The sequence below is a fragment of the Ferrimonas sp. genome (assembly GCF_048263965.1).
Classification (GTDB): Bacteria; Pseudomonadota; Gammaproteobacteria; order Enterobacterales; family Shewanellaceae; genus Ferrimonas.
Map to the genome: position 1 here is coordinate 130,027 of NZ_JBLXDO010000004.1, position 25,717 is coordinate 155,743.

General features: G+C 60.2%; 21 protein-coding genes. 8 read left to right on the top strand and 13 right to left on the bottom strand.

Going from position 1 to position 25,717, the window contains the following annotated elements; genetic code table 11:
• The first annotated feature begins 5 nt into the window (after positions 1 to 5).
• The gene (locus ACN0RV_RS06060) at positions 6 to 587 is read left to right on the top strand and encodes a TetR/AcrR family transcriptional regulator (protein WP_417346488.1); all 582 of its coding nucleotides are present in this window, start codon (positions 6 to 8) and stop codon (positions 585 to 587) included.
• On the opposite strand, the gene ACN0RV_RS06065 is transcribed toward ACN0RV_RS06060, so the two are convergent.
• On the bottom strand, positions 578 to 1,195 hold the full coding sequence (locus tag ACN0RV_RS06065; RefSeq protein ID WP_417346490.1) for a DUF2238 domain-containing protein: 618 nt from the start codon (positions 1,193 to 1,195) through the stop codon (positions 578 to 580). The two genes, ACN0RV_RS06060 and ACN0RV_RS06065, sit on opposite strands and share 10 nt — an antisense overlap.
• A 123-nt stretch (positions 1,196 to 1,318) precedes the next feature.
• Between ACN0RV_RS06065 and serA the strand changes: the two genes are divergently transcribed.
• Positions 1,319 to 2,548, top strand: a complete 1,230-nt coding sequence (gene serA, locus ACN0RV_RS06070; protein WP_417346492.1) for a phosphoglycerate dehydrogenase — start codon at positions 1,319 to 1,321, stop codon at positions 2,546 to 2,548.
• A 156-nt stretch (positions 2,549 to 2,704) separates the two neighbouring features.
• Positions 2,705 to 3,586, top strand: a complete 882-nt coding sequence (locus ACN0RV_RS06075; protein WP_417346493.1) for a YgfZ/GcvT domain-containing protein — start codon at positions 2,705 to 2,707, stop codon at positions 3,584 to 3,586.
• 54 nt (positions 3,587 to 3,640) lie between these two features.
• Here ACN0RV_RS06075 and ACN0RV_RS06080 read toward each other — a convergent pair whose 3' ends face one another.
• Complete coding sequence (locus ACN0RV_RS06080; RefSeq protein WP_417346495.1) at positions 3,641 to 4,594, bottom strand: DUF3187 family protein; 954 nt, start codon at positions 4,592 to 4,594, stop codon at positions 3,641 to 3,643.
• 161 nt (positions 4,595 to 4,755) lie between these two features.
• Here ACN0RV_RS06080 and ACN0RV_RS06085 point away from each other — a divergent pair, with 161 nt between their 5' ends.
• Positions 4,756 to 4,950 (top strand): DUF4250 domain-containing protein, encoded by a 195-nt coding sequence (locus ACN0RV_RS06085; RefSeq protein ID WP_417346497.1) that lies wholly within the window; start codon positions 4,756 to 4,758, stop codon positions 4,948 to 4,950.
• A gap of 51 nt (positions 4,951 to 5,001) precedes the next feature.
• On the opposite strand, the gene ACN0RV_RS06090 is transcribed toward ACN0RV_RS06085, so the two are convergent.
• From ACN0RV_RS06090 to prfB, 4 genes are all read right to left on the bottom strand, one after another.
• Entirely contained in the window at positions 5,002 to 5,745 is a 744-nt protein-coding gene (locus ACN0RV_RS06090; RefSeq protein ID WP_417346498.1) for a ferredoxin--NADP reductase, read from the bottom strand.
• 261 nt (positions 5,746 to 6,006) lie between these two features.
• Positions 6,007 to 7,269: a dicarboxylate/amino acid:cation symporter gene (locus ACN0RV_RS06095; protein ID WP_417346500.1), complete on the bottom strand. Its 1,263-nt coding sequence runs from the start codon at positions 7,267 to 7,269 to the stop codon at positions 6,007 to 6,009.
• 454 nt (positions 7,270 to 7,723) lie between these two features.
• Positions 7,724 to 9,208, bottom strand: a complete 1,485-nt coding sequence (lysS, locus tag ACN0RV_RS06100) for a lysine--tRNA ligase (RefSeq protein ID WP_417346502.1) — start codon at positions 9,206 to 9,208, stop codon at positions 7,724 to 7,726.
• A gap of 15 nt (positions 9,209 to 9,223) precedes the next feature.
• Positions 9,224 to 10,322, bottom strand: a protein-coding gene (gene prfB, locus ACN0RV_RS06105; RefSeq protein ID WP_417346504.1) for a peptide chain release factor 2 whose coding sequence is annotated in 2 segments (ribosomal slippage) — positions 9,224 to 10,246 and positions 10,248 to 10,322 — 1,098 coding nt in all. Because the reading frame shifts where the segments join, the coding sequence is not laid out codon by codon here.
• Between the two features lie 190 nt (positions 10,323 to 10,512).
• On the opposite strand from prfB, the gene ACN0RV_RS06110 reads away from it, so the two are divergent.
• Positions 10,513 to 11,982 carry a Na+/H+ antiporter NhaC family protein gene (locus ACN0RV_RS06110; RefSeq protein WP_417346506.1) on the top strand — a complete coding sequence of 490 codons (1,470 nt, stop codon included), beginning with the start codon at positions 10,513 to 10,515 and terminating at the stop codon, positions 11,980 to 11,982.
• A gap of 52 nt (positions 11,983 to 12,034) precedes the next feature.
• On the opposite strand, the gene recJ is transcribed toward ACN0RV_RS06110, so the two are convergent.
• The 3 genes from recJ to xerD all read right to left on the bottom strand — a co-directional run bounded on the left by recJ (position 12,035) and on the right by xerD (position 15,651).
• Positions 12,035 to 13,759, bottom strand: a complete 1,725-nt coding sequence (recJ, locus tag ACN0RV_RS06115; RefSeq protein WP_417346508.1) for a single-stranded-DNA-specific exonuclease RecJ — start codon at positions 13,757 to 13,759, stop codon at positions 12,035 to 12,037.
• A gap of 62 nt (positions 13,760 to 13,821) precedes the next feature.
• Entirely contained in the window at positions 13,822 to 14,532 is a 711-nt protein-coding gene (dsbC, locus tag ACN0RV_RS06120) for a bifunctional protein-disulfide isomerase/oxidoreductase DsbC (RefSeq protein WP_417346510.1), read from the bottom strand.
• A 201-nt stretch (positions 14,533 to 14,733) separates the two neighbouring features.
• Positions 14,734 to 15,651 (bottom strand): site-specific tyrosine recombinase XerD, encoded by a 918-nt coding sequence (gene xerD / locus ACN0RV_RS06125; protein WP_417346513.1) that lies wholly within the window; start codon positions 15,649 to 15,651, stop codon positions 14,734 to 14,736.
• 111 nt (positions 15,652 to 15,762) lie between these two features.
• On the opposite strand from xerD, the gene ACN0RV_RS06130 reads away from it, so the two are divergent.
• From ACN0RV_RS06130 to ACN0RV_RS06140, 3 genes are all read left to right on the top strand, one after another.
• Positions 15,763 to 16,953 carry an efflux RND transporter periplasmic adaptor subunit gene (locus ACN0RV_RS06130; RefSeq protein ID WP_417346515.1) on the top strand — a complete coding sequence of 397 codons (1,191 nt, stop codon included), beginning with the start codon at positions 15,763 to 15,765 and terminating at the stop codon, positions 16,951 to 16,953.
• A 1-nt stretch (position 16,954) separates the two neighbouring features.
• Positions 16,955 to 20,071, top strand: a complete 3,117-nt coding sequence (locus ACN0RV_RS06135; RefSeq protein WP_417346516.1) for an efflux RND transporter permease subunit — start codon at positions 16,955 to 16,957, stop codon at positions 20,069 to 20,071.
• A gap of 377 nt (positions 20,072 to 20,448) precedes the next feature.
• Complete coding sequence (locus ACN0RV_RS06140; RefSeq protein ID WP_417346518.1) at positions 20,449 to 22,050, top strand: glycoside hydrolase family 9 protein; 1,602 nt, start codon at positions 20,449 to 20,451, stop codon at positions 22,048 to 22,050.
• A 224-nt stretch (positions 22,051 to 22,274) separates the two neighbouring features.
• Here the strand turns inward: ACN0RV_RS06140 and ACN0RV_RS06145 are convergent, their stop codons facing one another.
• From ACN0RV_RS06145 to ACN0RV_RS06160, 4 genes are all read right to left on the bottom strand, one after another.
• Complete coding sequence (locus tag ACN0RV_RS06145; RefSeq protein ID WP_417346520.1) at positions 22,275 to 22,664, bottom strand: ATP-binding protein; 390 nt, start codon at positions 22,662 to 22,664, stop codon at positions 22,275 to 22,277.
• Between the two features lie 63 nt (positions 22,665 to 22,727).
• Positions 22,728 to 23,876: a sugar phosphate nucleotidyltransferase gene (locus tag ACN0RV_RS06150; protein ID WP_417346633.1), complete on the bottom strand. Its 1,149-nt coding sequence runs from the start codon at positions 23,874 to 23,876 to the stop codon at positions 22,728 to 22,730.
• A gap of 19 nt (positions 23,877 to 23,895) precedes the next feature.
• Complete coding sequence (locus ACN0RV_RS06155; RefSeq protein ID WP_417346522.1) at positions 23,896 to 24,222, bottom strand: STAS domain-containing protein; 327 nt, start codon at positions 24,220 to 24,222, stop codon at positions 23,896 to 23,898.
• 3 nt (positions 24,223 to 24,225) lie between these two features.
• Positions 24,226 to 25,422 (bottom strand): PP2C family protein-serine/threonine phosphatase, encoded by a 1,197-nt coding sequence (locus ACN0RV_RS06160; protein WP_417346524.1) that lies wholly within the window; start codon positions 25,420 to 25,422, stop codon positions 24,226 to 24,228.
• Positions 25,423 to 25,717 lie beyond the last annotated feature (295 nt).

Sequence of the window (25,717 nt, forward strand, 5' to 3'; positions counted from 1 at the left end):
CTGAGGTGAGCGCCTCGAAACGTCAGCAGATTCTGGATACCGCCCTGGTGCTCTTCGTGGAGCAAGGGCTTGAGGGGGCGGCCACCGCCAAGATTGCCAAGGAAGCCGGTGTGGCCACCGGTACCCTGTTTCACCACTTTGCCAACAAGCAGGAGCTGGTGTCAGCCCTCTATCTGGCGATCAAGGGCGAGTTGGCGGAGCGACTGCCGCCGGTCACTGCCCAGACTCCCACCCGGGAGATGGCAGGCAAGATGTGGCAGGCTTCCATGGAGTGGGCCCTGAGCCACCCGGACAAGCTGCGCTTCCTGCTGGCCTACTACCAGTCTCCGGTGCTGACGCCGCAGACACGGCGAACCGCCAAGTTTGAAACCCTGGGCTTCGTGCTGGAGCTGATCAAGATGGGTCAGGCGCGGGGAGAGCTGGCCAACTACCCCCATGAGCTGATGATGGAGGTGTGCCACAGCCTGTTTATGGCCAGTGCCGGCCACTTTATCGACCATCCGGAACAAGCGGCGGATCCTCAGCAGCAGCAGGCGGCCATGAGCATCTTCTGGAACGCCCTGGCCGCCCCCGGCCATCACACCTGATCGTTCAGCGCCTTCAGCTGACCATCGTGCATCCGTCCCAGCAGCAGCTGGGACGCAATGGCTCCCACCATGGCCCACATCATGTCGGACTGGGTATCCCAGACATAACCCTGGGTTCCAAGGAAGGCTTCGGCTTCCAGCCCGCTGAGCAGTGCCACCCACCACTCAATCAGTTCGTAGAAGGCGGAGAACGCCAGACAGAAGCAGACCGACAGGAAGAAGACCCAGCCTCCGGGGCGTACCACCTGGTTACGCAGGAAAATCTCCCGGGCCAGGATGGCGGGAACAAACCCCTGGGCCAGATGCCCCACCTTGTCGTAGTTGTTTCGCTCCCAATCAAACCACTCGGCCAGGGTATCGAACAGGGGCACCTCGGCGTAGGTGTAGTGGCCCCCCACCATCAGGATGACGCAGTGCACCAGCACCAGTTGGTAGGAGAGGGGCGTCAGTGGGTAGCGCTTGAGGGTGGCCAGCAGGATCACCGCCCCGATCAGGGCCGGAAGCACCTCCAGAAACCAGGTAAAACCATCCTTGGGATCGATGGCGGACCAGATCAGCACCGGGATAAAAACAGCGGCCCAGGCCAGGCGGGACAAGGTTTGTGACATGGCGTTATCTATCATTCCTATGGTTGTATTGCGGCTAAGTATAACGATCAATTCCACTATTCATACAAAAAGGAATTAGGGTAAGCTGGGCTATTCCCACTCGCGCTGTATGGAATCTGTACCATGACCCAATACTCTCTCGAAAAAGACAAAATTAAGGTTCTGCTGCTGGAGGGACTGCACCCCCGCTCCATCGAAAGCTTCAAGCTGGCCGGTTATGACAACATTGAAGCCCTGAAAACCTCCCTCTCCGAGGAGGAACTGATTGAGCGAATCAAGGATGTGCACTTCATTGGCATCCGCTCCCGTACCCAGCTGACCGAGAGAGTCATTGAAGCCGCCAACAAGCTTGTGGGCATCGGTTGTTTCTGCATCGGCACCAATCAGGTAGACCTCAACGCCGCCGCCAAGAAGGGCGTGCCGGTATTCAACGCCCCCTTCTCCAACACCCGCTCCGTCGCCGAGCTGGTGCTGGGTGAGATCCTGTTGCTGCTGCGTGGTATTCCGGAGAAGAACGCCCTGGCCCACCGCGGCGTCTGGCAGAAGAGTGCCAGCGGCAGCTTCGAGGCCCGAGGCAAAGTACTGGGGATCATCGGCTATGGCCACATCGGCACCCAGTTGGGCGTGCTGGCGGAGAGCCTGGGAATGCAGGTGATGTTCTACGACATCGAAAACAAGCTGCCCCTGGGTAATGCCCGTCAGATGGCATCCCTGCCTCAGTTGCTGGCCCAGGCCGACATCGTCAGCCTGCACGTACCGGAAACCCCGGCCACCAAGGATATGATCAACGCAGACACCCTAGCTCACATGCGTCAGGGCAGCATACTGATCAACGCCTCCCGGGGCACTGTGGTGGACATCAACGCCCTCTCCGCCGCCCTCTCCAGCGGCCGCATCCGCGGCGCCGCCGTCGACGTATTTCCGGTGGAGCCCAAATCCAACGACGAGGAGTTTGTCACCCCGCTGCGCGAGTTCGACAATGTGATCCTGACTCCCCATGTGGGTGGCTCCACCCAGGAGGCTCAGGAAAACATCGGCATCGAGGTGGCCTCCAAGCTGGTGAAGTACTCCGACAATGGCTCCACCCTCTCTGCAGTAAACTTCCCCGAAGTGTCCCTGCCGGAACACACCGGTGCCAGCCGCCTGCTGCACATTCACCACAACGTGCCCGGCATCCTCAACCAGATCAACCAGGCATTCGCTGCCAAGGAGATCAACATCGTCGCTCAGTTCCTGCAGACCAAGGGCGACCTGGGTTACGTGGTGATGGACGTAGAGACCCAGTACGCCGACGATGCCCTGCTCCAGCTCAGCGCCATCGACGGCACCATTCGGGCCCGCATCCTCCACTGATTTTTTTCGGTGGCCCACTGCCAGGTCTGACTCTGTTGGGGCTATTCACCTTCCGGTGAGTAGCCCCTTTCAAAATGGGGACTTAGGCCAGTTTTTTTCCACTTCGCCATGGCTTACACTGATGGGCTTCCAAAGACCATATTTTTAGGATTTGCCATGGCGCAGCTCATCCCCCTGACCCACCTGGGTCTTGTCCGCATCAGCGGCGACGACACCCTGACCTTCCTGCAGGGGCAACTCACCATCAACCTGATGACCCTGGAGGAGAACCAGTGGAGCTGGGGTGGTCACTGTGACCCCAAGGGCAAGCTGCTGGCCAGTTTCCGACTGCTGAAGCAAAACGGCGACATTCTGATGCTGATGCCCAAGGAGCTGATCTCCCTGGATATGCCCCAGCTGCAGAAATACGCGGTGTTCAACAAGGTGTCCATCACCGACGCCAGCAACGAGCTGCCGATTCATGGCCTGCTGGGTGACGATGCTTGTCATCTGGCCGGCGAGCTGTTTGCCGGAGAAGGCAACTTGCGCCACCAGGAGAACGCCAGCCTGCTGCTGGACAAAACCAGTGCCATCATCCTGGGCGAGCTGCCCAACGGCCTGGCTGCCCTGGAGAGCGGCCCTGAGGCGCAGTGGCTACGCCACGAGATCGCCCAGGCCTGGCCGATGCTGCCCGCCAGTCAAAGCGGCGAGCTGGTGCCCCAGATGCTGAACCTGGACGCCGTCGGCGGCATCCAGTACGACAAGGGCTGCTACATCGGCCAGGAGACCGTGGCCCGGATGCACTTCCGCGGTGGCAACAAGCGCGCCACCTTTGTACTCAAAGGCGCCGCGTCAGCCCTGCCCGAAGGGGATCTGGAGCTGGCTCTGGGTGAAAACTGGCGTCGTGGCGGCACCCTGCTGAGCAGCCAGCTGGTTGAGGGGGAACTCTGGGCCACGGCGGTGATGGCTAAGGATGTGGAGGCCGATGCCAAGCTGCGCATCGGAGAGGTGGAACTGGCCATCGAGCCACGCCCCTACCCACTGTTTGGCGAAGAGTAACCTCCTCCAACGAAAAAGGGCGCCCCGGGTGCCCTTTTTTATTATCGGACTGCGCTACATCCGGTGACGATAGCCCAGGGCGAAGGCGATGTCGGTACTGTTGTCCATATTGAACACGTTCTCAATCATGGTCAGTTCGATCGCCCCCCGCTTCAGGTGATAACGGTAACCCAGGAGGAACTCGTGGGAGATCTCGTCCAGCTCATTCACATCCTTGGTTTCACCACTGTAGACGTGATACTCCAGCAGCAACCGATGACGCTCACCGATGCGGTATTGATAGCTGCCACCGGCCATCCAGGACCAGTCGCTCATCTTCAATCCCCCAGACACCTCCTGATCGTCGCTGTGAGCGGTGCCCACGGTGAAATGAAAATGGTGGGGTGAGTTAGGCTGATAGCTGTAATTCAGCTGAGCAATCTGCTCGAAGGAGCTGATCTCGAAAGGACCACTGCCTACGTAGTTATAGGAGAGACCCAGTCCGGCAGACACCGCATGGGGCCCCTTGAGGTAGAGCTGGTAGCCGGCATAACCAGACAGGGCATTGCTGAGGGTTTCTCCCTGGAAGTCCTCATAAAGCACCCCGTACTGGGGGGCGGAGATATAGAAGCGATGTTTGGGCACCAGGTCGCGACCGTTCTGCCCCAGGCCGAAGAAGTCATGAAACTTCTCGGTGATGGTGTCCAGGCCGTTATCGGCGGCAAAACGGTACTGGTAGTTCAGTTCAAACTCCCAGCGTTCCCACGGGGCGAAGCGAGCCCCGAAATTGACCTCATTGTGGTAGTAGTCCATCTCGTAGTCTGGGGTGACCGCCCAGACGCTGGCGATGGTGCCGGTAAGGTACCACTCCACGGCACCGGTCTCCAACACCTGGCCACTGCGCAACATGGGTGTGTAAGCCTGGGCCTGCAATGGCGACTGGGCTTTCACCATCAGGGGGCCATATTCGGTTCCCTGGGCCACCACCGGGGCCAGTAGTAGGGACCATAAGATTGTTCTGGTTCGCATCCGATTCCCTCCCTCAATCCCACTTCCATCATGCCCTCAATAGAAAACATGGCAAGTTTATACCAGTGTAGGGAGATCCTACCTTAACCCCTGCTGTACACACTCCGTCGTTTAGCCCCTAATCTATAGTTAACGACAGGGGCCATCTTTCTGGAGGCATTATGGAGATTCAACGGCCGGAACTGCTGGATGCCCACATCCTGCTGGGCATAGTCAACGAGCGTCTGAGGCTGTCCTGCGACAACCTTGGAGAGCTTGAGGAGGATCTGGGGATCAGCGGCGCCCAGTTGGAACACAAACTGGGGGCCATCGGCTTTCACTATCTGCCGGAACAGAATCAGTTTCGCAGGGAGTAAGCCCAGGCCAGGGGCGGTCGCCTCCTGACCTGTCGCGACATGGAGAGGAACCTACCAGTATTTCTCCATGGTGATCTGTCCTGGAGTGCGCCTCAGGTTTTTCCTCAGTTTCATCCCCTCCAGCACCGCCAGGGTATCGCGAATCATGTCCGGATTGCCGCAGACCATCACCTGACTGCGGGAGGGGGTGATGGGACAGTCGGCGTACTCCTGAATCTGACCACCGGAGATGAGTGCCGGAATTCGCCCCTTGAGCATCCCCTCCACCTCTTCGCGACTGACCACGGGAATGAACTTGAACTGTTCAGGGCGGGCCTGCTCCAGGGCACGTATCTCCTCCAGGTAGGCCATGTCCTCCAGGTTGCGTACCGCGTACACCAGGTTGAAGGTCTCAAACTGATCCCAGCTTGCCGGGTCGCGGAGTATGGAGAGGAAAGGGCCAATGGCGGTGCCGGTCGCCAACATCCACAAGTCGCGGCCAGCAGGCACTTCATCGAGCACCATAAAGCCGGTGGGACGCTTGGCCACCATCAGTTGATCGCCGAGATGAAGATCCTGCAGCCTGGGAGAGAGCTTCCCCTCCTCCACGGACACCGCCAGAAACTCCAGCAGGGGCTCGCCGGGGGCGTTGACGAAGGAGTAAGCACGCTGGACCCGCTCCCCCTCCTGCTCCAGCCCCAGCTTGGTGAACTGGCCAGCCACGAAGGGCTCCACCTCGGCCTCCACCTTGAGAGTGAAGAGTTTGTCGTTCCAGTCGATCCGTTCGACTACGGTGCCGTTAACCCAAAGGCTCATTCCCATCCCTCGTGTGGCGTTGAACTTGAATACCAATTTCACTAAATACCTGATCACTACTGCTGGCTGAAATTATCCCACTCCACGTTGTGAGACTGGCTGTTAGAACCACTAGCAGCGGCGCCTCACGCCTTGATTGGAACAATTTCTCCTGCGCACTAGGCAGAACACTTACTTAATGAAATTGATATATCCAGAATAACAGAACCCCCACAAAGAAAAACCCCGCCAGAGCGGGGTCTTTATCTGAGCCGGTAAGGATCAACCGGACAGTTCGGTGCGCTCCTCCAGCAGGGCCTGGCGGCTCTCGCTGCGGTCCACTATGGTCACCACCGCGGTATCGCCCACCACATTGGTGGAGGTCAACACCATGTCGATCACCCGATCCAGGGCCGCCACCAGGGCGAAGGCTTCCACCGGCAGTCCCATCTGATGAATGAGCACACCGATCATCACCATGCCACCACCGGGCACACCACCGGCACCCACAGAGAGCAGGAAGCAGGAGGTCACCAGGGCGGGCAACTGGGCCATGGTGATGGGGGCACCATAGGCATTGGCCAGGAAGAAAGCGGCGATGGTGATGTAGATGGACACGCCGCTCATGTTCATGGTGGCTCCCAGGGGCACGCCGAAACCTGCGGTGGCCTTGTTGACCTTCATCTTCTCCACCAGGGTACGCATGGTCACTGGAATGGTGGCGTTGGAGCTGGCGGTGGAGAAGGAGAACAGCACCTGCTCCCGGGTCTTACGGCGGAACTCGGCGGCACTCATTTCGGTGGTCAGGGAGACCACCACAGGGTAGACCACAAACAGCCACAGCAGCAGCAGCCCCAGGATCAGTCCCATATAGCTGAGCACCGACAGGAAAGTAGAGGCCTCCAGGGTGGCCCCCAGCTTCAGCATCAGACAGAACACCCCATAAGGCGCCAGGCTCATCACCATCGTGATCAGGGTCATCATGATGCGGTTGGCCACCCCGAAGCCCCGGGCCACCCCTTGCACTTCACTGCCCAGTTTCTTGATGGCGATGCCCAGCAGCAGGGCCATGAAGATCACCTGAAGCATGTTGCCCGAGGCAAAGGCGGTAACCGGATTGCGGGGAACGATGTTCAGGATCAACTGGCCGATGTTGGGCAGGTCGGTGGACTGAATCTGCGCCCCCTCGCCCATGCTCACCAGGTTGGCGCCCAGGCCGGGCTGGAAAATCAGGGAGATCGCCACCGCCGCAGCAATGGCCATAACGGTATTGATGATGTACAGACCGAAGGTCTTGCTCCCCAGGCGGCCAAAGGCGCGCACATCCGGCAGCTCACAGACTCCGCTGACGATGGAAACAAACACCAACGGCACCACCATCAACATGATGAGGTTAACGAACAGCTGGCCCCCCAGGGTGGCCAGCTCCACCAGGGACTCGGAGAACAGGGCCACGTCGGCCAGGAGAAACTGGATGGTTGTCCCAAGGAGCAGGCCGGAGAAGAGACCAATGAAGATCCTTTTGGACAAGGAGTTGGAATGCATATGAACTACCTGTGTTGGGCGCCCTGTGGCGCTTCGACGACTCTCTTGTGGCGGAGCCTTCATCTAAGACCGGCACATACTATCGCTGATGCCAGGGAAAAGACACAGGTTGCACGGCCGTTAACAGGCAATTTATCCAATCACAGAGCGGAATTTAGATACAATATCTAGCCGTTGCGTCGACGATCACTGGTTTCATCCACTGGATGCCCGGTTGAAGCCAGCACAATCCACCAGGCGATCCGGATCACACTTTTTCAATTCCTCGGGCTCATCGGATCAGCCTCTGTGTCAGGGCGCTGTAATTCACTGGCTTTTTGTTAGGGGGGCAGTGTAATCCACTGGTGTTGATTTTCTTCGGCAGACCAAGCAGCAACAACAAACTGACAACATAGCAAGCGACAGCCCAAAAAAATGCCCGCCATAAGGCGGGCATTCGGTGATTCATCGAGGCTTAGCTGCCCTGGGGACGCAGTGCCGGGAACAGAATCACGTCACGGATAGTGTGGCTGTCGGTAAACAGCATCACCAGACGATCGATGCCGATGCCCTGACCCGCTGTGGGGGGCAGACCATGCTCCAGGGCGGTCACATAGTCACCATCGTAGAACATCGCTTCGTCGTCACCGGCGTCCTTGGCCTTCACCTGATCCAGGAAGCGCTGCTTCTGGTCTTCGGCGTCATTGAGCTCGGAGAAGCCATTGGCGATCTCACGGCCACCCACGAAGAACTCGAAGCGGTCGGTGATCTCCGGGTTCTCGTCGTTACGACGGGCCAGAGGAGACACCTCGGCAGGGTACTCGGTGATGAAGGTCGGCTGAATCAGGCGGTGCTCGGCGGTCTCTTCGAAGATCTCGGTGATCACCCGACCCAGGCCCCAGCCCTTGTCCACTTCTATCTTCAGATCCTTGGCCACTTCACAGGCGGTGGTAAAGTCGGCCAGCTGCTCGCGAGTCACTTCAGGGTTGTACTTGAGGATGGCGTCCACCATGCTCATGCGAGCGAAGGGCGCACCGAAGTCGAAGGTCTCTTCGCCGTAGCTGACCACGCTGGTGCCCAGAACTTTCTGAGTCACCTCCTTCAGCATCGCCTCGGTCAAGTCCATCAGATCATTGAAGTCCGCATACGCCATATAGAACTCCATCATGGTGAACTCTGGGTTGTGGCGTGGGGACAGACCTTCGTTGCGGAAGTTACGGTTGATCTCGAACACCCGCTCGAAACCACCTACCACCAGACGCTTCAGATACAGCTCAGGGGCGATACGCAGGAACATCTCCTGATCCAGGGCGTTGTGATGGGTGATGAAGGGACGTGCGGAAGCACCACCTGGGATCACCTGCATCATGGGGGTTTCCACCTCCATGAACTCACGCTCAGTCATAAACTGACGGATGGCGGAGATCACCTTGGAGCGCACCTTGAAGGTGTTACGGGACTCTTCATTAACGATGAGATCCACATAGCGCTGACGGTAGCGCTGCTCCTGGTCGGTCAGGCCGTGGAACTTCTCAGGCAGGGGACGCAGCGCCTTGGTCAGCAGCTTGTACTCACCCATGTCCACGTACAGGTCGCCCTTGCCAGAGAGGTGCAGCTGGCCCTTGATGCCAACGATGTCACCGATATCCAGACCACCGATCGCCTTCAGCTCTTTCTGCACCCCCTTGGAGGCGTAGCCCTGAATGCGGCCGGATACATCCTGAATCACCAGGAAGGGACCACGCTTGGCCATCACACGACCGGCGATGGACACCACTTCGGCCAGCTCTTCCAGCTCCTCTTTGGATTTGTCCGCGTATTTAGCCTGAAGATCTGCAGCCTGGTGCTCGCGTTTCCAGTCGTTGGGGTGACCGTTGGCGTTGCACTCTTTGCGGATGCCGTCCAGCTTGGCGCGGCGTTCGGCAATCAACTTGTTTTCGTCTTGTACCTGTTCAGTCATTTTCTCTACTCAGTCTTACAGGCCAGATTTCAGGCTGGCTTCGATGAAGCGATCCAGGTCGCCATCCAGTACCTGTTGGGTGTTGCGGTTCTCCACCCCGGTACGCAAATCTTTGATTCGGGAGTCATCCAGCACGTAAGAGCGGATCTGACTGCCCCAGCCGATGTCAGACTTGGCGTCTTCCGCCGCCTGCTTCTCGGCATTCTGCTTCTGCACTTCCAGTTCAAACAGCTTAGCTTTCAGCTGCTTCATTGCCTGGTCTTTGTTCTTGTGCTGGGAGCGTTCATTCTGACACTGCACCACGGTATTGGTGGGCAGGTGAGTAATACGAACCGCAGATTCGGTGGTGTTCACGTGCTGACCACCGGCACCGGAGGCGCGGTATACGTCGATACGCAGATCCGCCGGATTGATGTCGATGTCGATGTTGTCGTCCACCTCGGGGTAGGCGAACGCCGAGGAGAAGGAGGTATGACGACGGCCACCGGAATCGAAGGGGGACTTGCGCACCAGGCGGTGTACGCCGGTCTCGGTGCGCAGCCAGCCGTAGGCGTACTCGCCGGTAAACTTGACGGTGGCACTCTTGAGGCCAGCCACGTCCCCTTCGGACAGTTCGATAATCTCGGTCTTGAAGCCCTTGGCTTCGCCCCAGCGCAGGTACATGCGCAGCAGCATGTTGCACCAGTCCTGGGCTTCGGTTCCACCGGAACCGGCCTGCAGATCCAGGTAGGCGTCGTTGCCGTCCTGGGGACCAGAGAACATACGACGGAACTCCAGCTTGGCCAGACGGGCTTCCAGCTCATCGAGCTCGACCTGAGTCTCGTTGAAGCTGTCCTCATCCTCCTCTTCGACCGCCAGTTCCAGCAGTTCGGCCACGTCTTCCAGACCCTGATCCAGAGTGTCGATGGTTTTCACCACCTCCTCCAGGGCACCACGCTCACGGCCCAGAGCCTGGGCGCGCTCAGGCTCGTTCCAGACGTCGGGCTGCTCTAGCTCCGCGTTAACCTCTTCCAGACGCTCTTTCTTGGCGTCATAGTCAAAGGTACCCCCTAAGGAGATCTGTCCGCTCAGACAGCTCCTTAATCTTGTTTTGAACCGGATTGATTTCGAACATTTCCGTCCTACAGATTGATGACACTATGCAAACCGGCAATTTTAACCTAAAGCAGGGCGGATCGCACCGGGTTCTGCGGGGTTTTTGTGCAAAAAATTGTCGATGAATTTGCCCGGTTTCCGGGCGCTTCACTGGCACCCAAGTTCCCTATGTTGCATCATGGAGGCCTGACCTCTACAAGCACAACAATATGATAACCAAAGAGCTTCTCAGTTTGGCTCCGGTGGTGCTCACCATTGGCATGGCTCTGGTGGTCCGCCGAACCCTGTTGGCCCTGGGCAGTGGCCTGCTGCTGGCGGCCCTGATACTGCACTGGGGCACGGTCAGCGGTCCGGTGCTCTACCTGGTAAACAACTTCACCGGTCAGCTCTATGTCCAGGGCCAATGGCAGGGGTGGCACCTTGATGTGATCCTCACCATCGCCCTGCTGGGCATCCTCACCCAGCAACTGGCCCGCAGCGGCGCGGTCAATGCCTTTGCTCACTGGCTGTTTCCCAGGATCCGCAGCCGCCGCCAGGCCAGGCTGGCGGTGGTGGCCGTCGGCTGGATGGTGTTTATCGACGGCATCTTCAGTTGCCTGGCCAACGGCAACGTCAGCCGCCCCCTGTGCGAACGCTACCGCATCTCCAATGCCCAGCTCGCTTACCTGGTGGACAGCACCGCCTCCCCCCTGTGCGCCATCCTGCCCTTCTCCAGCTGGGGCCCCTACGTGATGACTCTGCTGGCGGGACTAACCTTCCTCAATGAAGCCCCTCTGACCGCCTTCCTGCAGGTAGCCTGCACCAACTTCTACGCGGTAATCACCCTGGCCCTGGCCGCCCTGGTGGCCTGGAGCAACCTGGGCTTTCAACCCGCCGCCGCCAAGCCCGAACACTTCCAGACCCAGGAGCAGCAGGCGGGCAGCCCCTGGTTGCTGGGCCTGCCTGTGCTGGTGCTGATTGGCGGCAGCCTGCTGCTGGCGATCCTCTCCGGCCTGGAGGGGGGCGACACCCTGATGCAGTGGCTGGCCAACGCCGACATCGGCGCCGCCATGCGCAACGCCTCGCTCGGTGCGGTGCTGCTCTCCCTGGGACTGCAGTGGCACCAGGGGATCAAAGTGAAAGCGATGCTGGTGGCAAGTTGGATGGGACTGCGCTCGGTGACCACCGCCCTGGGCATTCTGATGATGACCTGGATGGTGGGCCGGGCCATCGGCGATCTGGAGACCGGCCGGGTGATGGCCACCTGGGCCTCGGCCCATCTGGCCCAAGGACTGCTGCTGCCGGGGATTTTTCTATTGTGTGCGGTTACCGCCTTCGCCACCGGTTCCAGCTGGGGCACCTTTGCCCTGATGATCCCCATAGGCGCCGAGATCGCCTGGCAGCTGCAGCCTCAATTGCTGCTGCCCGCCCTCAGCGCGGTGATGGCCGGCTCGGTGTTTGGGGATCACTGCTCGCCGATCTCAGACACCACGGTTTTGAGTGCCACCGCCAGTGGCTGTGCTCCGGTGGATCACGTCAGCACCCAGCTGCCCCTGGCACTGACCAGTGCCGGCCTGGCCCTGGTGGGCTTCGCCCTGCTGGGGCAGCAACTCTCCCTGGTGCTGGTGTGGCCGCTGATGCTGGTACTGATGTTGATTTTGGGCACCATGGCCGTCAAGGGCCAGGCCAGAACCGGATAACCAGGCAGAAAAAAAGGCGCACTCTGCGCCTTTTTTTTTCTGCCGGAAAATCTTAGTTGGGTGACAACCACTCCACCATCAGTTGCACATTGTCGTTGCCCCGCCAGTGATTCACATCCAGCCGGTAGGCCAGCTCCACCCACTGCACACCGCCATTGGGCCACTGCTTGAGATCCACGTTGAAGGCGATGGCATCCAGCTGCAGGGCACCGCATTCGGTCTCCACCACCATCTTCAGATGCTTCTGCCCCACCAGACGCTGATCCAGCAGGCGGAAACGCCCATCAAACATCGGCTCAGGAAACGCCTGTCCCCAGGGGCCAGCGTCCCGCAACTGTGAGGCGGTCTGCAGGCTCAACTGCTGCGCCGCCAGCTCACCGTCACTGAGCAGTTCACCGGTCAACTGATGCTCCTCCAGCTCGGCCCGCACCGCCTGATCATAGGCGGTGGCAAACTCCTCGAAGCGCGCACCATCCAGGCTGAGGCCGGCCGCCATGGCGTGACCGCCAAACTTGATGATCATCCCCGGACTGAGGGTGTCGATACGATCCAGCAGATCGCGCATATGCAGCCCGGGAATGGAGCGGGCCGAGCCCTTGAGCTCCCCGCCACCGGCATCGGCGAAGGCGATCACCGGTCTGTGGTAACGCTCCTTGATGCGGGAGGCCAGGATGCCGATCACCCCCTGGTGCCAGTCTCCCTGATAGAGCGCCAGTCCCCAGGGCAGGTCCTTGTCGCTCAACTGCAGGGATTCCAGGGCCTGCACCGCCTCCTGCTGCATCTCCGCCTCAATCTCCCGACGTTCCGCATTCAGGCTGTCCAGTCGGCTGGCCAGCTGGCGGGCCCCGACCAGGTCTTCGGTCAGCAGACACTCGATCCCCAGAGACATATCATCCAGGCGACCGGCGGCATTGAGCCTGGGCCCCACGGTGAACCCCAGGTCCGACGCCACCAGGCGGGTGGCACTGCGTCCCGCCACCTCCAGCAGGGTGGTGATGCCGGGACGGCAGCGGCCGGCTCGGATACGGTTGATCCCCTGCTGCACCAACAACCGGTTATTGGCATCCAGGGGAACCACGTCCGCCACCGTGCCCAGGGCCACAATGTCCAGATAGTTGGCCATGTTGGGTTCGGCGATCCCCTGCTCGGCAAACCAGTTTCGGCGACGCAACTCTCCGCGCAGGGTCAGCATCAGGTAGAAGGCCACGCCGACCCCGGCCATCGCCTTGGAGGGAAATTCGCACCCGGGCTGCACCGGATTGACGATGGCGTCCGCATCGGGAAGGGTGTCACCGGGCAGGTGGTGATCGGTGACAATTACCGTCATCCCGGCCTCTTTGGCGGCACGGACACCGGCGTGGGCGGAGATGCCATTGTCCACGGTGATAAGCACCTCGGCCCCCATCTCCTGGGCCAGGGTGACCAGCTCTGGGCTGAGGCCATAGCCGTAATCGAAGCGATTGGGCACCAGGTAATCGATGCGCTGGGCGCCCAGGGCGCGCATCGCCAGCAGGGTCAGGGCGCTGGACGTGGCTCCGTCCGCATCAAAATCCCCCACCACCAGCATCGGCTGCTGCCTGGCCAGGGCATCCGCCAACAGGGCGGCCGCCTCGGCGCAGCCCTTGAGCCTGGCCGGATTGAGCAGGCCCTTGAGCTCCCGTTCCAGCTCAGAGGCACAGCGGACGCCACGGCGGGCATAGAGCTGACGGAGCAGGGGCGGCAGGGTATCTGGCAGATGGGCATCATCCACGGTGTCGCGGCGAACGATTCTGGTCATAGGGGCTCAATCTGGGGCAATAAAAAAGCGGGCCTGGGCCCGCTTCTGGGATTGGGGGTAGCTTAACGGCTACTGAGCTGCATCTGCAAGCGGTTGGCAGGCAGGTAACCCGGCACCATGGTGCCATCATCCAGCACCATGGCGGGGGTGCCGTTGACGCCGAAGGTGTTACCCAGCTGGTAGTGCTTGGCGATGGCCGCCGCAGCAGGACAGGTCGCCTCAGGCAGCTTCTGACCCGCCTTGGCATCGCCCATGGCCGCCTTGGGATCCTTGGCACACCACAGCTTCTCCATCTCCTTCCAGGCACCGCTGTTGGCACCGCCACGGGGGAACGCCAGGTAGCGGATGGTGATGCCGGCATCCAGGTAATCCTGCATCTCATTGTGCAGCTTGCGGCAGTAACCACAGCTGGTGTCGGTAAACACGGTCACCACGTGCTTCTCGTTGGGGGCCTTAAACTCGATGGCGGTATCCGCCACCTTGGCCAGCAACTCCTTGCGGATACCGGACATGCGCTGCTCAGTCAGGTTGGCCATCTGGTTCTTCAGGTCGTACACCTGGCCGTGAATCAGCTTGCTGCCATCTTCTGTTACGTAGAACAGTCCCTGACCTGTGACCACTTCATACAGCCCCTTGATGGGTGCGGGAGAGATCGCCTCGGCCTTGATACCCAGGTTCTGTTCCATGGCGGCTTTCACTTCCGCTTCCCCTGCAACTGCGCTACCCGCAACCAGGGTCAGTGCCCCCATCAGGGACAAAATCTGTTTTTTCATTTCAATGACTCCATTTCGCCTCAGTGGTATAGACCGGGCTGTGACAGCAGAAATTACAGTATGCAACCTGTTTAGCCAAGCTACATTTCCCCGTAACCCGCGGCGAATCCGGTTTTTTTGTAACCAGCTCTGAGTTTATAGGAGAAACCGAACTCTGCCCGGCCTTTTGACGGGCATCCAGTCAAAGCACAACTTGGGAGATCAGCTCCTGGGGTGATGAGTTTCATGGAGCTGCTGCAGCCTGGCCTGGGCCACATGAGTATAGATCTGGGTGGTGGAGAGATCCGAGTGCCCCAGCAACAGCTGCACCACCCTCAGGTCCGCGCCATGATTGAGCAGGTGGGTGGCAAAGGCGTGGCGCAGGGTGTGGGCCGAGATGCTGCTGCTGATGCCGGCTCTTACCGCATAGAGCTTGATTCTGTGCCAGAAGGTCTGACGCTGCATCATGATGCCGCGGCTGCTGGGAAACAGCACATCGGAGTCACGACCGGCCAGCAAGTGAGGGCGGCTCTGCTTCAGATAGAGGGTCAGCAGATCCAGGGCGGTCTCGCCCACGGGCACCAACCGCTCCTTGCTGCCCTTGCCGGTCACCCGCACCACCCCTTGCCTGAGTCCCAATTGCTCCAGTTGCAGGCCCACCAGTTCTGAGACCCGCAGGCCGGTGGCATAGAGCAGCTCCAGCATCGCCGCATCCCTCAGTTCCAGAGGGTCATCGCGGTCCGGCTCATCCAACAGGGCACTGACCTGAGCCTCACTCAGGGTATCCGGTATGTTCCTGCTGAGTTTGGGCGGTTTAATCCGGGCCAGGGGGTCGCTCTCCAGTTCGCCACGGCGCACCAGATCACCATAGAAGCGACGCAGGGCACTGAGAGTACGGGCGGTACTGGTCTTGGCCATCCCTGCCTGCTGGCGCTTCTCCAGGTACTGACGAAGGGTTTCGCCGCTCACCTGAAGCAGGGCTTCCTCTCTGGGAACCAGGAATTCGCAGAAGCGCAGCAGGTCGCTGCGATAGGCCGCCAGGGTATGCTCGGACAGGCCCCGCTCGGCCCAGAGCCGGTCGAGAAACCTTTCGATAAGCAACTGATCCTTATGACGAAGCTTGTTGTTACTCTCAGTCATAGCCTCTTACACTCTACAAAAAATCACTTACAAATAACCCTCACGGGCCACTCAACATTTTGTTAACCTGTGGGGCTATAAAGACAAAACCATTCTCGAAGGAACGCAATTATGCTTTGGTTAAGGCGCCTGATGCCCATCGCCATCATACTCTGTCTGCTGGCGGGCGGCGTAACCCTAATTATTAAGACCAAGCCCCAACCCGAGAAGAAGGAAGAGACCCAGGCCCTGCCCCTGGTGGAGGTACAGGAGATTCGCAGCGACAACATCACCCTGTCCCTTAACTCCTACGGCGTGGTTCAGCCCAAGCATCAGACCCAGCTGGTGGCCGAGGTCAGCGGCCGCATTGTCGAACTGGCACAGGGTTTTATTGCCGGTGGCGAGGTGAAGAAGGGTGACATTCTGGCCCGGATCGAGCCCGCCGACTACCAGGCCGACCTGATGCAGGCCCAGGCCAACCTGGCCCAGGCCAAGGCTCAGCTCCAGGAGGAGATTGCCCGGGGCAAGGTGGCAGAGCAGGAGTGGAAGGGGGTCACCAGCGGCCTGCCACCAGAGTTGGGTCTGCGAAAGCCCCAGCTGGCCCAGGAGCAGGCCAAGCTTCGCTCCGCCGAGGCCTCCCTGGCCCGTGCCCAGCGTAACCTGGAGCGCACCGTCATTCGTGCTCCCCTGGATGGACTGGTGAAAAAACGCGATGTGGACCTGGGCCAGTATGTCGGTCTGGGCACCAAGCTGGGTGAGGTGCTGGGCACCGACATTGCCGAGATCCGCCTGCCTTTGAGTGCCGAGCAACTGCGCTTCATTGCCAACCCGGACAACCCGGACAGCGAAGTGGCCCTCACCCAGGAGAGCCCCACAGGCACCCTGAGCTGGACCGCCCACCTGGTGCGCTCCGAACAGGTAATTGATGCCCAAAGCCGGATGATCTACCTGGTGGCTCAGATCGACGACCCCTACAACCACGACGGACAGCTTGGTTCTGGTGTGCTTAAGTTTGGTAGCTTCGTCAACGCCGAGATCCAAGGACGCACCCTGAAAAACATCATCCGCCTGCCCCGCCACAGTGTCCGCAATGACACCGTCATGGTGATTGGCGAAGGCAACCTGCTGGAGCGTCGACCGGTGGAAGTGGTGCACACCGACCTCAACTCCGTCTACATCCGCGGCGACATCAGCAAAGGGGATCGCATCTCCCTGACCGCCCTGAACTCTTTCCAGAATGGCAGCGAGGTGCGCATCCTGGGCGAGGAGCCCCAGGCCACTAATGGCAACACCCTGAGTGCTGAGGTCAGCGCCAATGAGTGATATGCAAACCAGAAAAGGGCTGATCGCCTGGTTTGCCCGCAACAGTGTGGCGGCAAACCTGTTGATGTTCGGCCTGCTGATAGGGGGCTTTTTTGCCACCTTCACCATCAACAAAGAGGTGTTTCCCCGATTTGAGCTGAATCTGCTCCGGGTCTCCGTAGGCTACCCCGGCGGTGCCCCCCAGGAGATTGAGGAGGGGATCACCATCAAGATCGAGGAAGCGATCAAGGATGTCCAGGGGATCAAGAAGGTTACCTCGGTCGCCTCAGACTCTAGCGGCACGGTCACCATCGAGGTGGAGGATGAAGCCGATCCCGCCGAGGTGCTCGACGAGGTAAAGCTGCGCATCGACACCATCTCCACCTTCCCCGACAGCATCGAGAAGCCCGAGGTATACCGCATCCGCCCTGAGCAGGACGTGATCTGGCTGTCCATCTACGGCGATGCCCCCCTGTCTGAACTAAAGGAGCTGGGCAAGGAGATCCGCGACGAGATCACCAACCTGCCTGCGGTCAGCCGCGCCGACCTCACCGGCGCCCCCTCCTATGAAATCAGCATTGAGCTGTCCGAAGACAAGCTGAGGGAGTATGGCCTCACCTTCGAGGAGGTGGCCTCGGCGGTGCAGCGCAACTCCATCGACCTGCCCGGCGGCTCCATCCGCGCCCAGGACGGCGACATCCTGCTGCGCACCAAGGGACAGTCCTACACAGAGCAGGACTTTGCCAACACCCTGGTGCTGACCCGTGCCGACGGCACCCGGGTGATGCTGTCCGACGTGGCCCGCATCCGCGACGAATTTACCGAAGGGCTGAGGTACACCAGATTCAATGGCAAGACTGCGGTCTTCGTCGGAGTGAAAAGCGTCGGTGAACAGAGTGCCCTGGAGATCTCGGAACAGGTGCGTGACAAGGTGGCCAAACTGAAAGAGACCCTGCCCGCCGCCATCGAAGTGGAGCACTGGGGTGACGTCACCTTCTACCTGCAGGGACGCCTGAACATGATGCTCACCAACATGGCCCAGGGGGCCCTGCTGGTGTTCCTGATCCTGGCCCTGTTCCTGGAGTTCAAGGTGGCGTTCTGGGTGATGATGGGCCTGCCGGTGTGTTTCCTCGGCGCCCTGTTCCTGATGCCGCCCCTGGGAATGAGCATCAACCTGCTCAGCCTGTTCGCCTTTATCCTGGTACTGGGAATCGTGGTGGACGACGCCATCGTCATCGGCGAGTCCGCCTACAGCGAAATTGAGCAGCACGGTCACACCACGGACAACGTCATCGCCGGCGCCCAGCGGGTGGCGATGCCCGCCACCTTCGGGGTACTGACCACCATCGCCGCCTTTGTGCCCATGCTGTTGGTGCCTGGGCCCTTTGGCATCATCTGGAAAACCATCGGATTCGTGGTGATCCTCTGTCTGGCCTTCTCCCTGGTGGAATCCAAGTGGATCCTGCCGGCACACCTGGTCCACGCCAGGCTGCAGAAACGAGGCAAGACCGGCTGGCTGGGCAGCAAGCAGCACGCCTTCAACCTCAAGGTGCGCCAGTTTATCCAGGAGCGCTACAAGCCCATCCTCGAGACCTGCATCGCCCGCCGCTACACCGTGGTGACCGGCTTTGTCAGTGCCCTGATTCTGGTGGGGGCCATGATGGGCACAGGCCACATCCGCTTCGTGTTCTTCCCGGACATCCCCTCGGACTTTATGCAGGTGCAACTGACCATGGAACAGGGCAGCTCGGAGCAAAACACCCTTAAGGTGCTGCAGCACATGGAGGAGCAGCTGGAGAACCTGGATGGCCAGTGGCAGCAGGAGTTTGGCCAACCCATGGTCAAGCATGTGCTGGCAGACCTCAATTCACGCACCTCGGGCTCCTTCGTCATCGAACTGACCAAGGGGGAGGACCGTCTGCTGGACACCAACCAGATCAGTGAACTCTGGCTGGACGCCATCGGCCAGATGCCCGGGGTCAAAGGCATCGAGATCCAGGGCACCACAGGCGGCGCCGGTGCCGACATCGCCTTCCGCCTGGAGGGCAAGGATATGGTGATGCTCTCCCAGGCCGCCAGCGAACTGAAAGCGAAGCTGGCCACCTATGACGGCCTGCAGGACATCAACGACAACTACTCCTCAGGCTCCCAGGAGCTGCGTCTGGCGATCAAGCCGGAAGCGGAAGCCCTGGGGCTGACCCTCTCCGACCTGGCCCGCCAGGTACGCTACGGCTTCTATGGCTACGAAGCCCAGCGGATGCTGAGGGACAAGGAGGAGGTGAAGGTGATGGTGCGCTACCCGGAGAGCGAGCGCCGCAACCTGGGCCACCTGGAGAACATGCGCATCCGCACCCCTTCCGGAGTTGAGGTGCCCTTCTCCGCCGTGGCCAGGGTGGAGTTGGCGGAAAGCTACAGCGCCATCATCCGCACCGACGGCAAACGGGCGATCACTGTGACGGCCCGGGCCAACAAGGACAAGGTGGAGCCTGGCAAGGTTGCCAAAGAGGTGAACGAGGAGTATCTGCCGGAACTGCTCTCCCACTACCCCGGGGTGAAGAGTGAGCTGGACGGCGCCAGCGCCGAAGAGAGCGACGCCCTGATGAGCCTGCTGCAGGGGGCCGGCCTGGCCCTGTTTGTCATCTACGCCCTGATGGCGATCCCACTGAAGTCCTACAGCCAGCCGCTGATCATCATGTCGGTGATCCCCTTCGGCATGATCGGTGCCGCCATTGGCCACTACATGCTGGGCCTGAGCCTGAACGTCCTCAGCCTGTGTGGCATCATCGCCCTGGCCGGGGTGGTGGTGAACGACTCGCTGATCCTGGTGGACTTCGTCAACCAGGCCCGGCGCCAGGGTATCCGCCTGAAAGATGCCGTGGTCGAAGCGGGCACTCGCCGATTCCGCGCCATCGTACTCACCTCCCTGACCACCTTCCTGGGCCTGGTGCCCATCGTGTTCTTCGAGAAGAGTCTGCAGGCCAAGATCGTGATCCCCATGGCCACCTCCCTGGCCTTCGGCATCCTGTTCTCCACCCTGGTGACCCTGTTGCTGGTGCCCAGCCTCTACCTGATTCTGGATGACTTCAAACGCTTCCTCATCTGGTGGTGGCGCCCTGACGCCAAGGAGCAGAAAGCCTGAGCAAAGGGAGCCAATCTGGCTCCCTTTTCTTTTGCATTACCGTACGTTGCCACGCATCCCCCCCTGGACTAGCCTTGAATGGGTACAGCCAAGACAGGGGCAATGCCGACCTTGGAAAGTCGGTGTCCTGCCCATGCTTTGATGAATGACCACCTGGCGCCCCTCGGTCAGGCCAACCTGACGCTTTCCCTTTACCACACTGAAAAATTGTTGGAACATCAACGAGAACTACTGGATATTCCCGGAGACAGTGTTATGCCCCTGGCCCCATTTCCTAATCGGTCGATCCCCCCGAGGCCTTGCCGCGCAGAGGCCCTGACCCATGTTGGGCAGGATCAGTGGCTGACACGAAACGACGTCGAGTTCGAGGTATCCCCATGACCCGCTGGATGCTGCTGCTGGTGAGCCTGCCACTGAACGCCCAGATACTCTTCAATCAGAGCGGCTACCTCAGTGGTGACCACCTGGTGGCCAAAGGCGCCCCGGACAGCTCGGTGGTTCTGCTCGACCAGCAGGAGCGCCCGGCCGCCACCCTGGTGGCCGGGGCCGATGGCTGGCTCAAGCCCGAGCGCCCCATCTCTCCCGGCTGGTATAGGCTCGAAGGCAGCGAAGGGGAGCTGTTTCCCATAGGCCCCGCCGGTCAAGAGCAGACTCTGGAGCTCCTGGTCCGCGCCTACCTGTATCAACACGCAGGCCGCGCCTTGCTCGACGGCGCCACGGGCTACCGCCGCCCCGCCGGTCACGGCAATGACGCCATTCTCGCCCGGGGAGACACCTTCCATCGGGAGGGGCAGTATGTGGAGGTTCGGGGTGGCTGGTACGATGCCGGCGACTACGGCAAGTACCTGGCCACGACCACCATTACCGCCGCCCGGTTGCTGGAAGCAGCAAAGCAACTGGCCCCGTCTCGGCCCGAGCTGGCCGAAGCGATACTGGAGGAAGCCCTGATCGGCCTGGACTGGCTGCCGAAGATGCAGCGTCCAGATGGCGCCTTCTATCGCAAGGTGGCTGGCGCCCGCTGGCCCGAGATGGTGCCCCCGCATCTGGATCGTCAACCGCGATACCTGTACGGCATCTCCACCCCGGACAGCGCCAAGGCGGTCGCCGTTCTGGCCATGGCGGCCCGCCAACTCTCCGACCGGGATCCCCAACGTGCCAAGCGTTACCTGGAGAGCGCCGAAAAGGGTTGGCAATGGCTGCGGTCCATCCCCCGCCAGCACATCGACTGGCGCACCTCGGACGATGGCGGATCAAACCCCTACATCTTCAACCGCTGGGATCAGCAGCCCTCCCTCAACCACGACCGGGATGACAGGTTCTGGGCCGCGGTGGAGCTCTATCTGACCACCGGCGAAAAGATGCTGCTTCCCCATATCCGTGCCAAGCTGCCTGGCAGCCTGATGCTGTTTGAGTGGAAGGATCCGTCCCTGATGGGCGCCCTGCACCTGCTGGAGGCCGATGTCGACTCCCTGCTCTCCCAGCAGCTCTCCATCCGGTTGCTGGCCCGCTGCAGACAGTTGGCGGAGCAGGCCAGAGACAACCCCTACCGGGTGGCCAACCTCAGATTCGTCAGGGGATCAAACAAGATGGTGGCAGAACAGGGGATCATGCTGGCCCAATGCCATGCCCTGGAGCCCAACCGCGGTTTTCTCGACCTGGCCTGGAACCAGTGGCACTACCTGGTCGGACTCAACCCCCTGGGACAGAGCTACATCACAGGAATCGGCCACAAACCGGTCAAGCACCTCCACCATATCTGGGCTCGCAGTGCCGGCATTATCCCTGCCGGGATGATGGTGGGGGGCCCCAACGGCGACAGCCAGGCGGGCATCGCCCCCAAGGGCCTGGGAATGAAGAGCTATGTGGATGATGAGCGCGACTACTCGGTGAACCGGTTTGCCATCGACTATAACGCCGCCGCCATTGGGCTGATCAGTCTATTGCTGACCGTGGACGGGAAGACCCCGGCTCCACGATGAGATTGCCCCTCGCCGCTGCCTTGGCGTTACGCAGCGTGCCCAAACGGACGCCCCCATTGTCCTTTAGGGAGGCAGCCCGTCCCTAAGCCATTGCGGGACACCGAAGGTGATCCAGTGTGGGGGGGCGCAGGGACACACGGCGGTAGCAAATCACTGAGCGGTGCGATTCGTGACCGGCTTATCGCAATAGGTCGAGGGGCTAAACTGGATAGGACCCCACTGGCCTATGCCGGTGCCAGCTTGATCATCCTGAAGTAGTTTCTATCGCCTTCACGGCGATAACACTGATCATCCATCACTTCGTTGACTATGCCCAGACCGCGGCCACTGGTGGTCCAGGTGGAGGGGTCACCCGGGTCCAGCTTCAGCAGTTCGGCACAGGCCACCCTGGCCTGCATCTCCTTCGGCATCGGTGCCCCCTCATCCACCAGAGTTATCTCAATGGAGCACTCCGACTGAAGGTATCTCAGCTCCAGTAAGCCTCCCGGCCTATCCCCATAGGCGTGTTCCACGATGTTATTGCCGACCTCCACCACCGCCAGCTCCACCAGACAGGCGTCTTTCGCCGGCAGGGACGACAACTGATACATCGCCGCCACCGCCTTAGCCATCATACTCACTTCCGCGTAGCCAGCCTCTCCACTAAGAGTGATGCATTTCGCCATGTCGCTCACTCATCAGTTCCCCCTCTTGAACCCCAGCATCTGATGCCGGTCTCGCGTAACCGGCTCTGAAGGGGCACGGCTGTCCCGCACCAGCCCCTCAGCACCTATCTCCCCCAGGGTACAGTGCTGTCCCTGATGGTCGATGCAGTGGTGCCTGTAGATCATTCTGTCTGTCACCGCCGCGATGCCGCTGACGTGGGTGTAATCGTCCAGGCAGGAGTTACTGACCACCGCCCCCCTCTCGATCACACAGTTGTGACCAATCACCAGTGGCCCCCGGAGCTTGGCACCGGTCTCAATTCGACAGCCGTTGCCAATCACCACCGGCCCCTCGATGTCCAGCATCTCGAGGTCAATCACGCAGTTGATCCCCACAAAGATCCCCGGCGCCATCTCCCGGCCAGGAATGGGGTAGCCGCTCACCTCACCATTGAGGATGCTGCAGGTTACCTCCCAAATATCACTTAAGCGGCCCACATCCACCCACTGAAACTCCATGGCGATGGCGTAGAAGGGGATGCCCTGACGCACCAGCTCCGGAAACAGCTGCGATCCGATGTCGTACTCTCCGGTGGGGGGGATGTAGTTGAAGATCTCCGGCTCGAAGATGTAGATGCCGGTATTCACCATGTCACTGACTGCAGTGCCCAGGGGGGGCTTCTCCTGGAACGCCAGCACCCTGCCCTGCTCATCGGTTTCCACCACACCATACCGGTTGAGACTTTCCTCCGGCATCCGCTTGGTGATGATGGTCGCCAGCCCGCCCTTGCTCTTGTGCCAGGCCACCGCCTCGGTCAGGTCCAGATCGATCCAGGCATCACCGCAAACCACCACGAAGGTATTGTTAAAAAAGCCGGAAGTCTGCTGCACCTGACGCATGCCACCGGCACTGCCCAGGGCCTTACCCACCAGGGTATCTCCCTCCTTGATCCCCTCATAGGAGTAGCACAGGTCCACCCCGTACTGGTTGCCATCACGGAAGTAATCCTCGATGACCGGCGCCAGGTGACAGGTATTCACCACGATCTCATCGATACCGTGGCGCTTGAAGTGATAGACGATCGATTCCATCACCGGCCGACGGAGTATCGGAATCATCGGCTTGGGTATCTTTTCGGTAATGGGACGCACCCGGGTTCCTTTTCCCGCGCCCAGAATCATTCCTCGCACTGGTTCTCTCCTATGCAGACAGGGCAGAGCCGACGTCGTCATGGCAACGGAAGATGCTGTCCATCCTGGTCAGACGGAACAGCTCCTGAACCGCTCGCTGCAGCCCGACGATGCGCAGCTCCCCCCCTTTCATGGCTTTCAGAATCGCCACCACCGCCCCCAGGCCACTGGAATCCATAAAGGTCACTTCCGACAGATCCAGGACGATACTGTCATGCCCCTGGGCAATGGCCGCCTCCAGCGCCCGGCGAAACCCCGGCGCCACTCTGGCGTCCAGCCGACTCTGTTTCAAGGTAACAATCAGATGTCCATCTCTTGTCTCAGTACGCATATCCATAGCTTACTTTCCCTTATTGCCAAGCCACTCTATGGCCAGCACAGATACATCATCGTCAAAGTCCGGGCCTTGGTTCCAATACGCCAGACGCTGTGTCAACCGCTGAAGCTGGCTCTCCAGATCCAGCCGCTTACCCTGCTCCAGTGTGCTGATCAGGCGCGCCACCCCGAACTCCTGCCGGACGGCATTGAAACACTCACTGGCGCCATCGGAGTATAGGAAGAGCCTGTCTCCCGGCGCCAACTGAACCTGATAGGATTCGTAGTCGAGCTCGGGCAACATGCCAACAGGAAAGCCGTTCCTGTGGTGCTCAACGATCTCCCCGCCCCTCTGATGCAGGGGCCCAGGGTGCCCCGCCTGACACAGTGACAACCGGCCGCTCTCCGTATTCAGTACGCCGCTGACCATGGTGAAATACTGCTCATCATCAGACTGGAACCTGTCATTCAGCTTGGCCACCACCTCGGCAGGATCCGCCACGTAGTAGAAGGGGGCCGAGTCAAGGGGCGGTTTCATCAGGCTTCGCCCCTGGTGGGACGGGGTCAACACATGCTTGAGGGTGAATGAGAGCAGGGCGGCGGGCAGGCCATGACCCGACACGTCCAGCAGATAGAAAGCGATATGGCACTCATCCAGCTCGAGGTAATCGAACATATCGCCCCCCAGAAACGCCGAGCTGACCGCATGCCAGGCAAACTTGACCCCGGGTAGGCCCTTGATGGTGGGCAGCAACCTGGCGTGCATCTCGGCCGCCTGCATCACGTCGTTTTCAATGCTGGCGTAGGCCTTCTCCAGCTTCTCCTGTTTGCGCTGAAGCTGATTGTGCAGCTCGATGATCCGCTCCCCCGCTCGAATCCGTGCATTGAGTTCGGCCCTGGGGGCCTGCTTGGCGATAAAGTCATCCGCCCCCACCTCCAGCCCGGAGATGATTCGCTCTTCGTCGTCGTTGGAGGAGAACATGATGAAGTAGATGAAACGATCGACCGCCTGCCACTGCTTGAGCTGTTGACACAGCTCAAAGCCATCCATCACCGGCATCGCCCAATCGGACACGACCAGTTGAATGTCGGTTTCCTGCTTGAGGATCGCCAACCCCTCAGCACCATCGGCAGCCTGCCTGACCTGATAACCAAAACGCTTCAGTGTTGCGACCAAGACCAGGCGCACATCCGTGGCATCTTCCACAACCAGTAACTTCATTAGGACCCAATTCCCTGTTGGCACTCTCCACTGTGCTCTAGTAACGCTAGTAGACAACAAGGGGTCCAGCAATCTGAACTGCACTTATCTTTGCCTGAAAGAACAGGGAGTCACACAGGCTCTCTGGGTAAGTCTGACCGAGATTGAACCGGCACAATCTGCTTATCGGTCTCATTCCTCTCAGTTTGCCGCCGTCCCGGCAATCACCCTTTGTCTGCGATCAGCCCAGGACAAGGATTAACCGGGCTCCCCGCTGACACAGTCAAAAACTCCGGCCAGAGCGCGAACCAGAAAC

Coding starts and splice junctions, on each gene's coding strand:
- xerD (WP_417346513.1), bottom strand. CDS start 15,651: ATGACTGAGAGTAACAACAAGCTTCGTCATAAGGATCAGTTGCTTATC.
- ACN0RV_RS06135 (WP_417346516.1), top strand. CDS start 16,955: ATGCAAACCAGAAAAGGGCTGATCGCCTGGTTTGCCCGCAACAGTGTG.
- ACN0RV_RS06085 (WP_417346497.1), top strand. CDS start 4,756: ATGGAGATTCAACGGCCGGAACTGCTGGATGCCCACATCCTGCTGGGC.
- ACN0RV_RS06155 (WP_417346522.1), bottom strand. CDS start 24,222: ATGGATATGCGTACTGAGACAAGAGATGGACATCTGATTGTTACCTTG.
- ACN0RV_RS06090 (WP_417346498.1), bottom strand. CDS start 5,745: ATGAGCCTTTGGGTTAACGGCACCGTAGTCGAACGGATCGACTGGAAC.
- dsbC (WP_417346510.1), bottom strand. CDS start 14,532: ATGAAAAAACAGATTTTGTCCCTGATGGGGGCACTGACCCTGGTTGCG.
- ACN0RV_RS06145 (WP_417346520.1), bottom strand. CDS start 22,664: ATGATGGCTAAGGCGGTGGCGGCGATGTATCAGTTGTCGTCCCTGCCG.
- ACN0RV_RS06140 (WP_417346518.1), top strand. CDS start 20,449: ATGACCCGCTGGATGCTGCTGCTGGTGAGCCTGCCACTGAACGCCCAG.
- recJ (WP_417346508.1), bottom strand. CDS start 13,759: ATGACCAGAATCGTTCGCCGCGACACCGTGGATGATGCCCATCTGCCA.
- ACN0RV_RS06160 (WP_417346524.1), bottom strand. CDS start 25,422: ATGAAGTTACTGGTTGTGGAAGATGCCACGGATGTGCGCCTGGTCTTG.
- lysS (WP_417346502.1), bottom strand. CDS start 9,208: ATGACTGAACAGGTACAAGACGAAAACAAGTTGATTGCCGAACGCCGC.
- ACN0RV_RS06080 (WP_417346495.1), bottom strand. CDS start 4,594: ATGCGAACCAGAACAATCTTATGGTCCCTACTACTGGCCCCGGTGGTG.
- serA (WP_417346492.1), top strand. CDS start 1,319: ATGACCCAATACTCTCTCGAAAAAGACAAAATTAAGGTTCTGCTGCTG.
- ACN0RV_RS06075 (WP_417346493.1), top strand. CDS start 2,705: ATGGCGCAGCTCATCCCCCTGACCCACCTGGGTCTTGTCCGCATCAGC.
- ACN0RV_RS06130 (WP_417346515.1), top strand. CDS start 15,763: ATGCTTTGGTTAAGGCGCCTGATGCCCATCGCCATCATACTCTGTCTG.
- ACN0RV_RS06110 (WP_417346506.1), top strand. CDS start 10,513: ATGATAACCAAAGAGCTTCTCAGTTTGGCTCCGGTGGTGCTCACCATT.
- ACN0RV_RS06150 (WP_417346633.1), bottom strand. CDS start 23,876: ATGATTCTGGGCGCGGGAAAAGGAACCCGGGTGCGTCCCATTACCGAA.
- ACN0RV_RS06065 (WP_417346490.1), bottom strand. CDS start 1,195: ATGTCACAAACCTTGTCCCGCCTGGCCTGGGCCGCTGTTTTTATCCCG.
- ACN0RV_RS06095 (WP_417346500.1), bottom strand. CDS start 7,269: ATGCATTCCAACTCCTTGTCCAAAAGGATCTTCATTGGTCTCTTCTCC.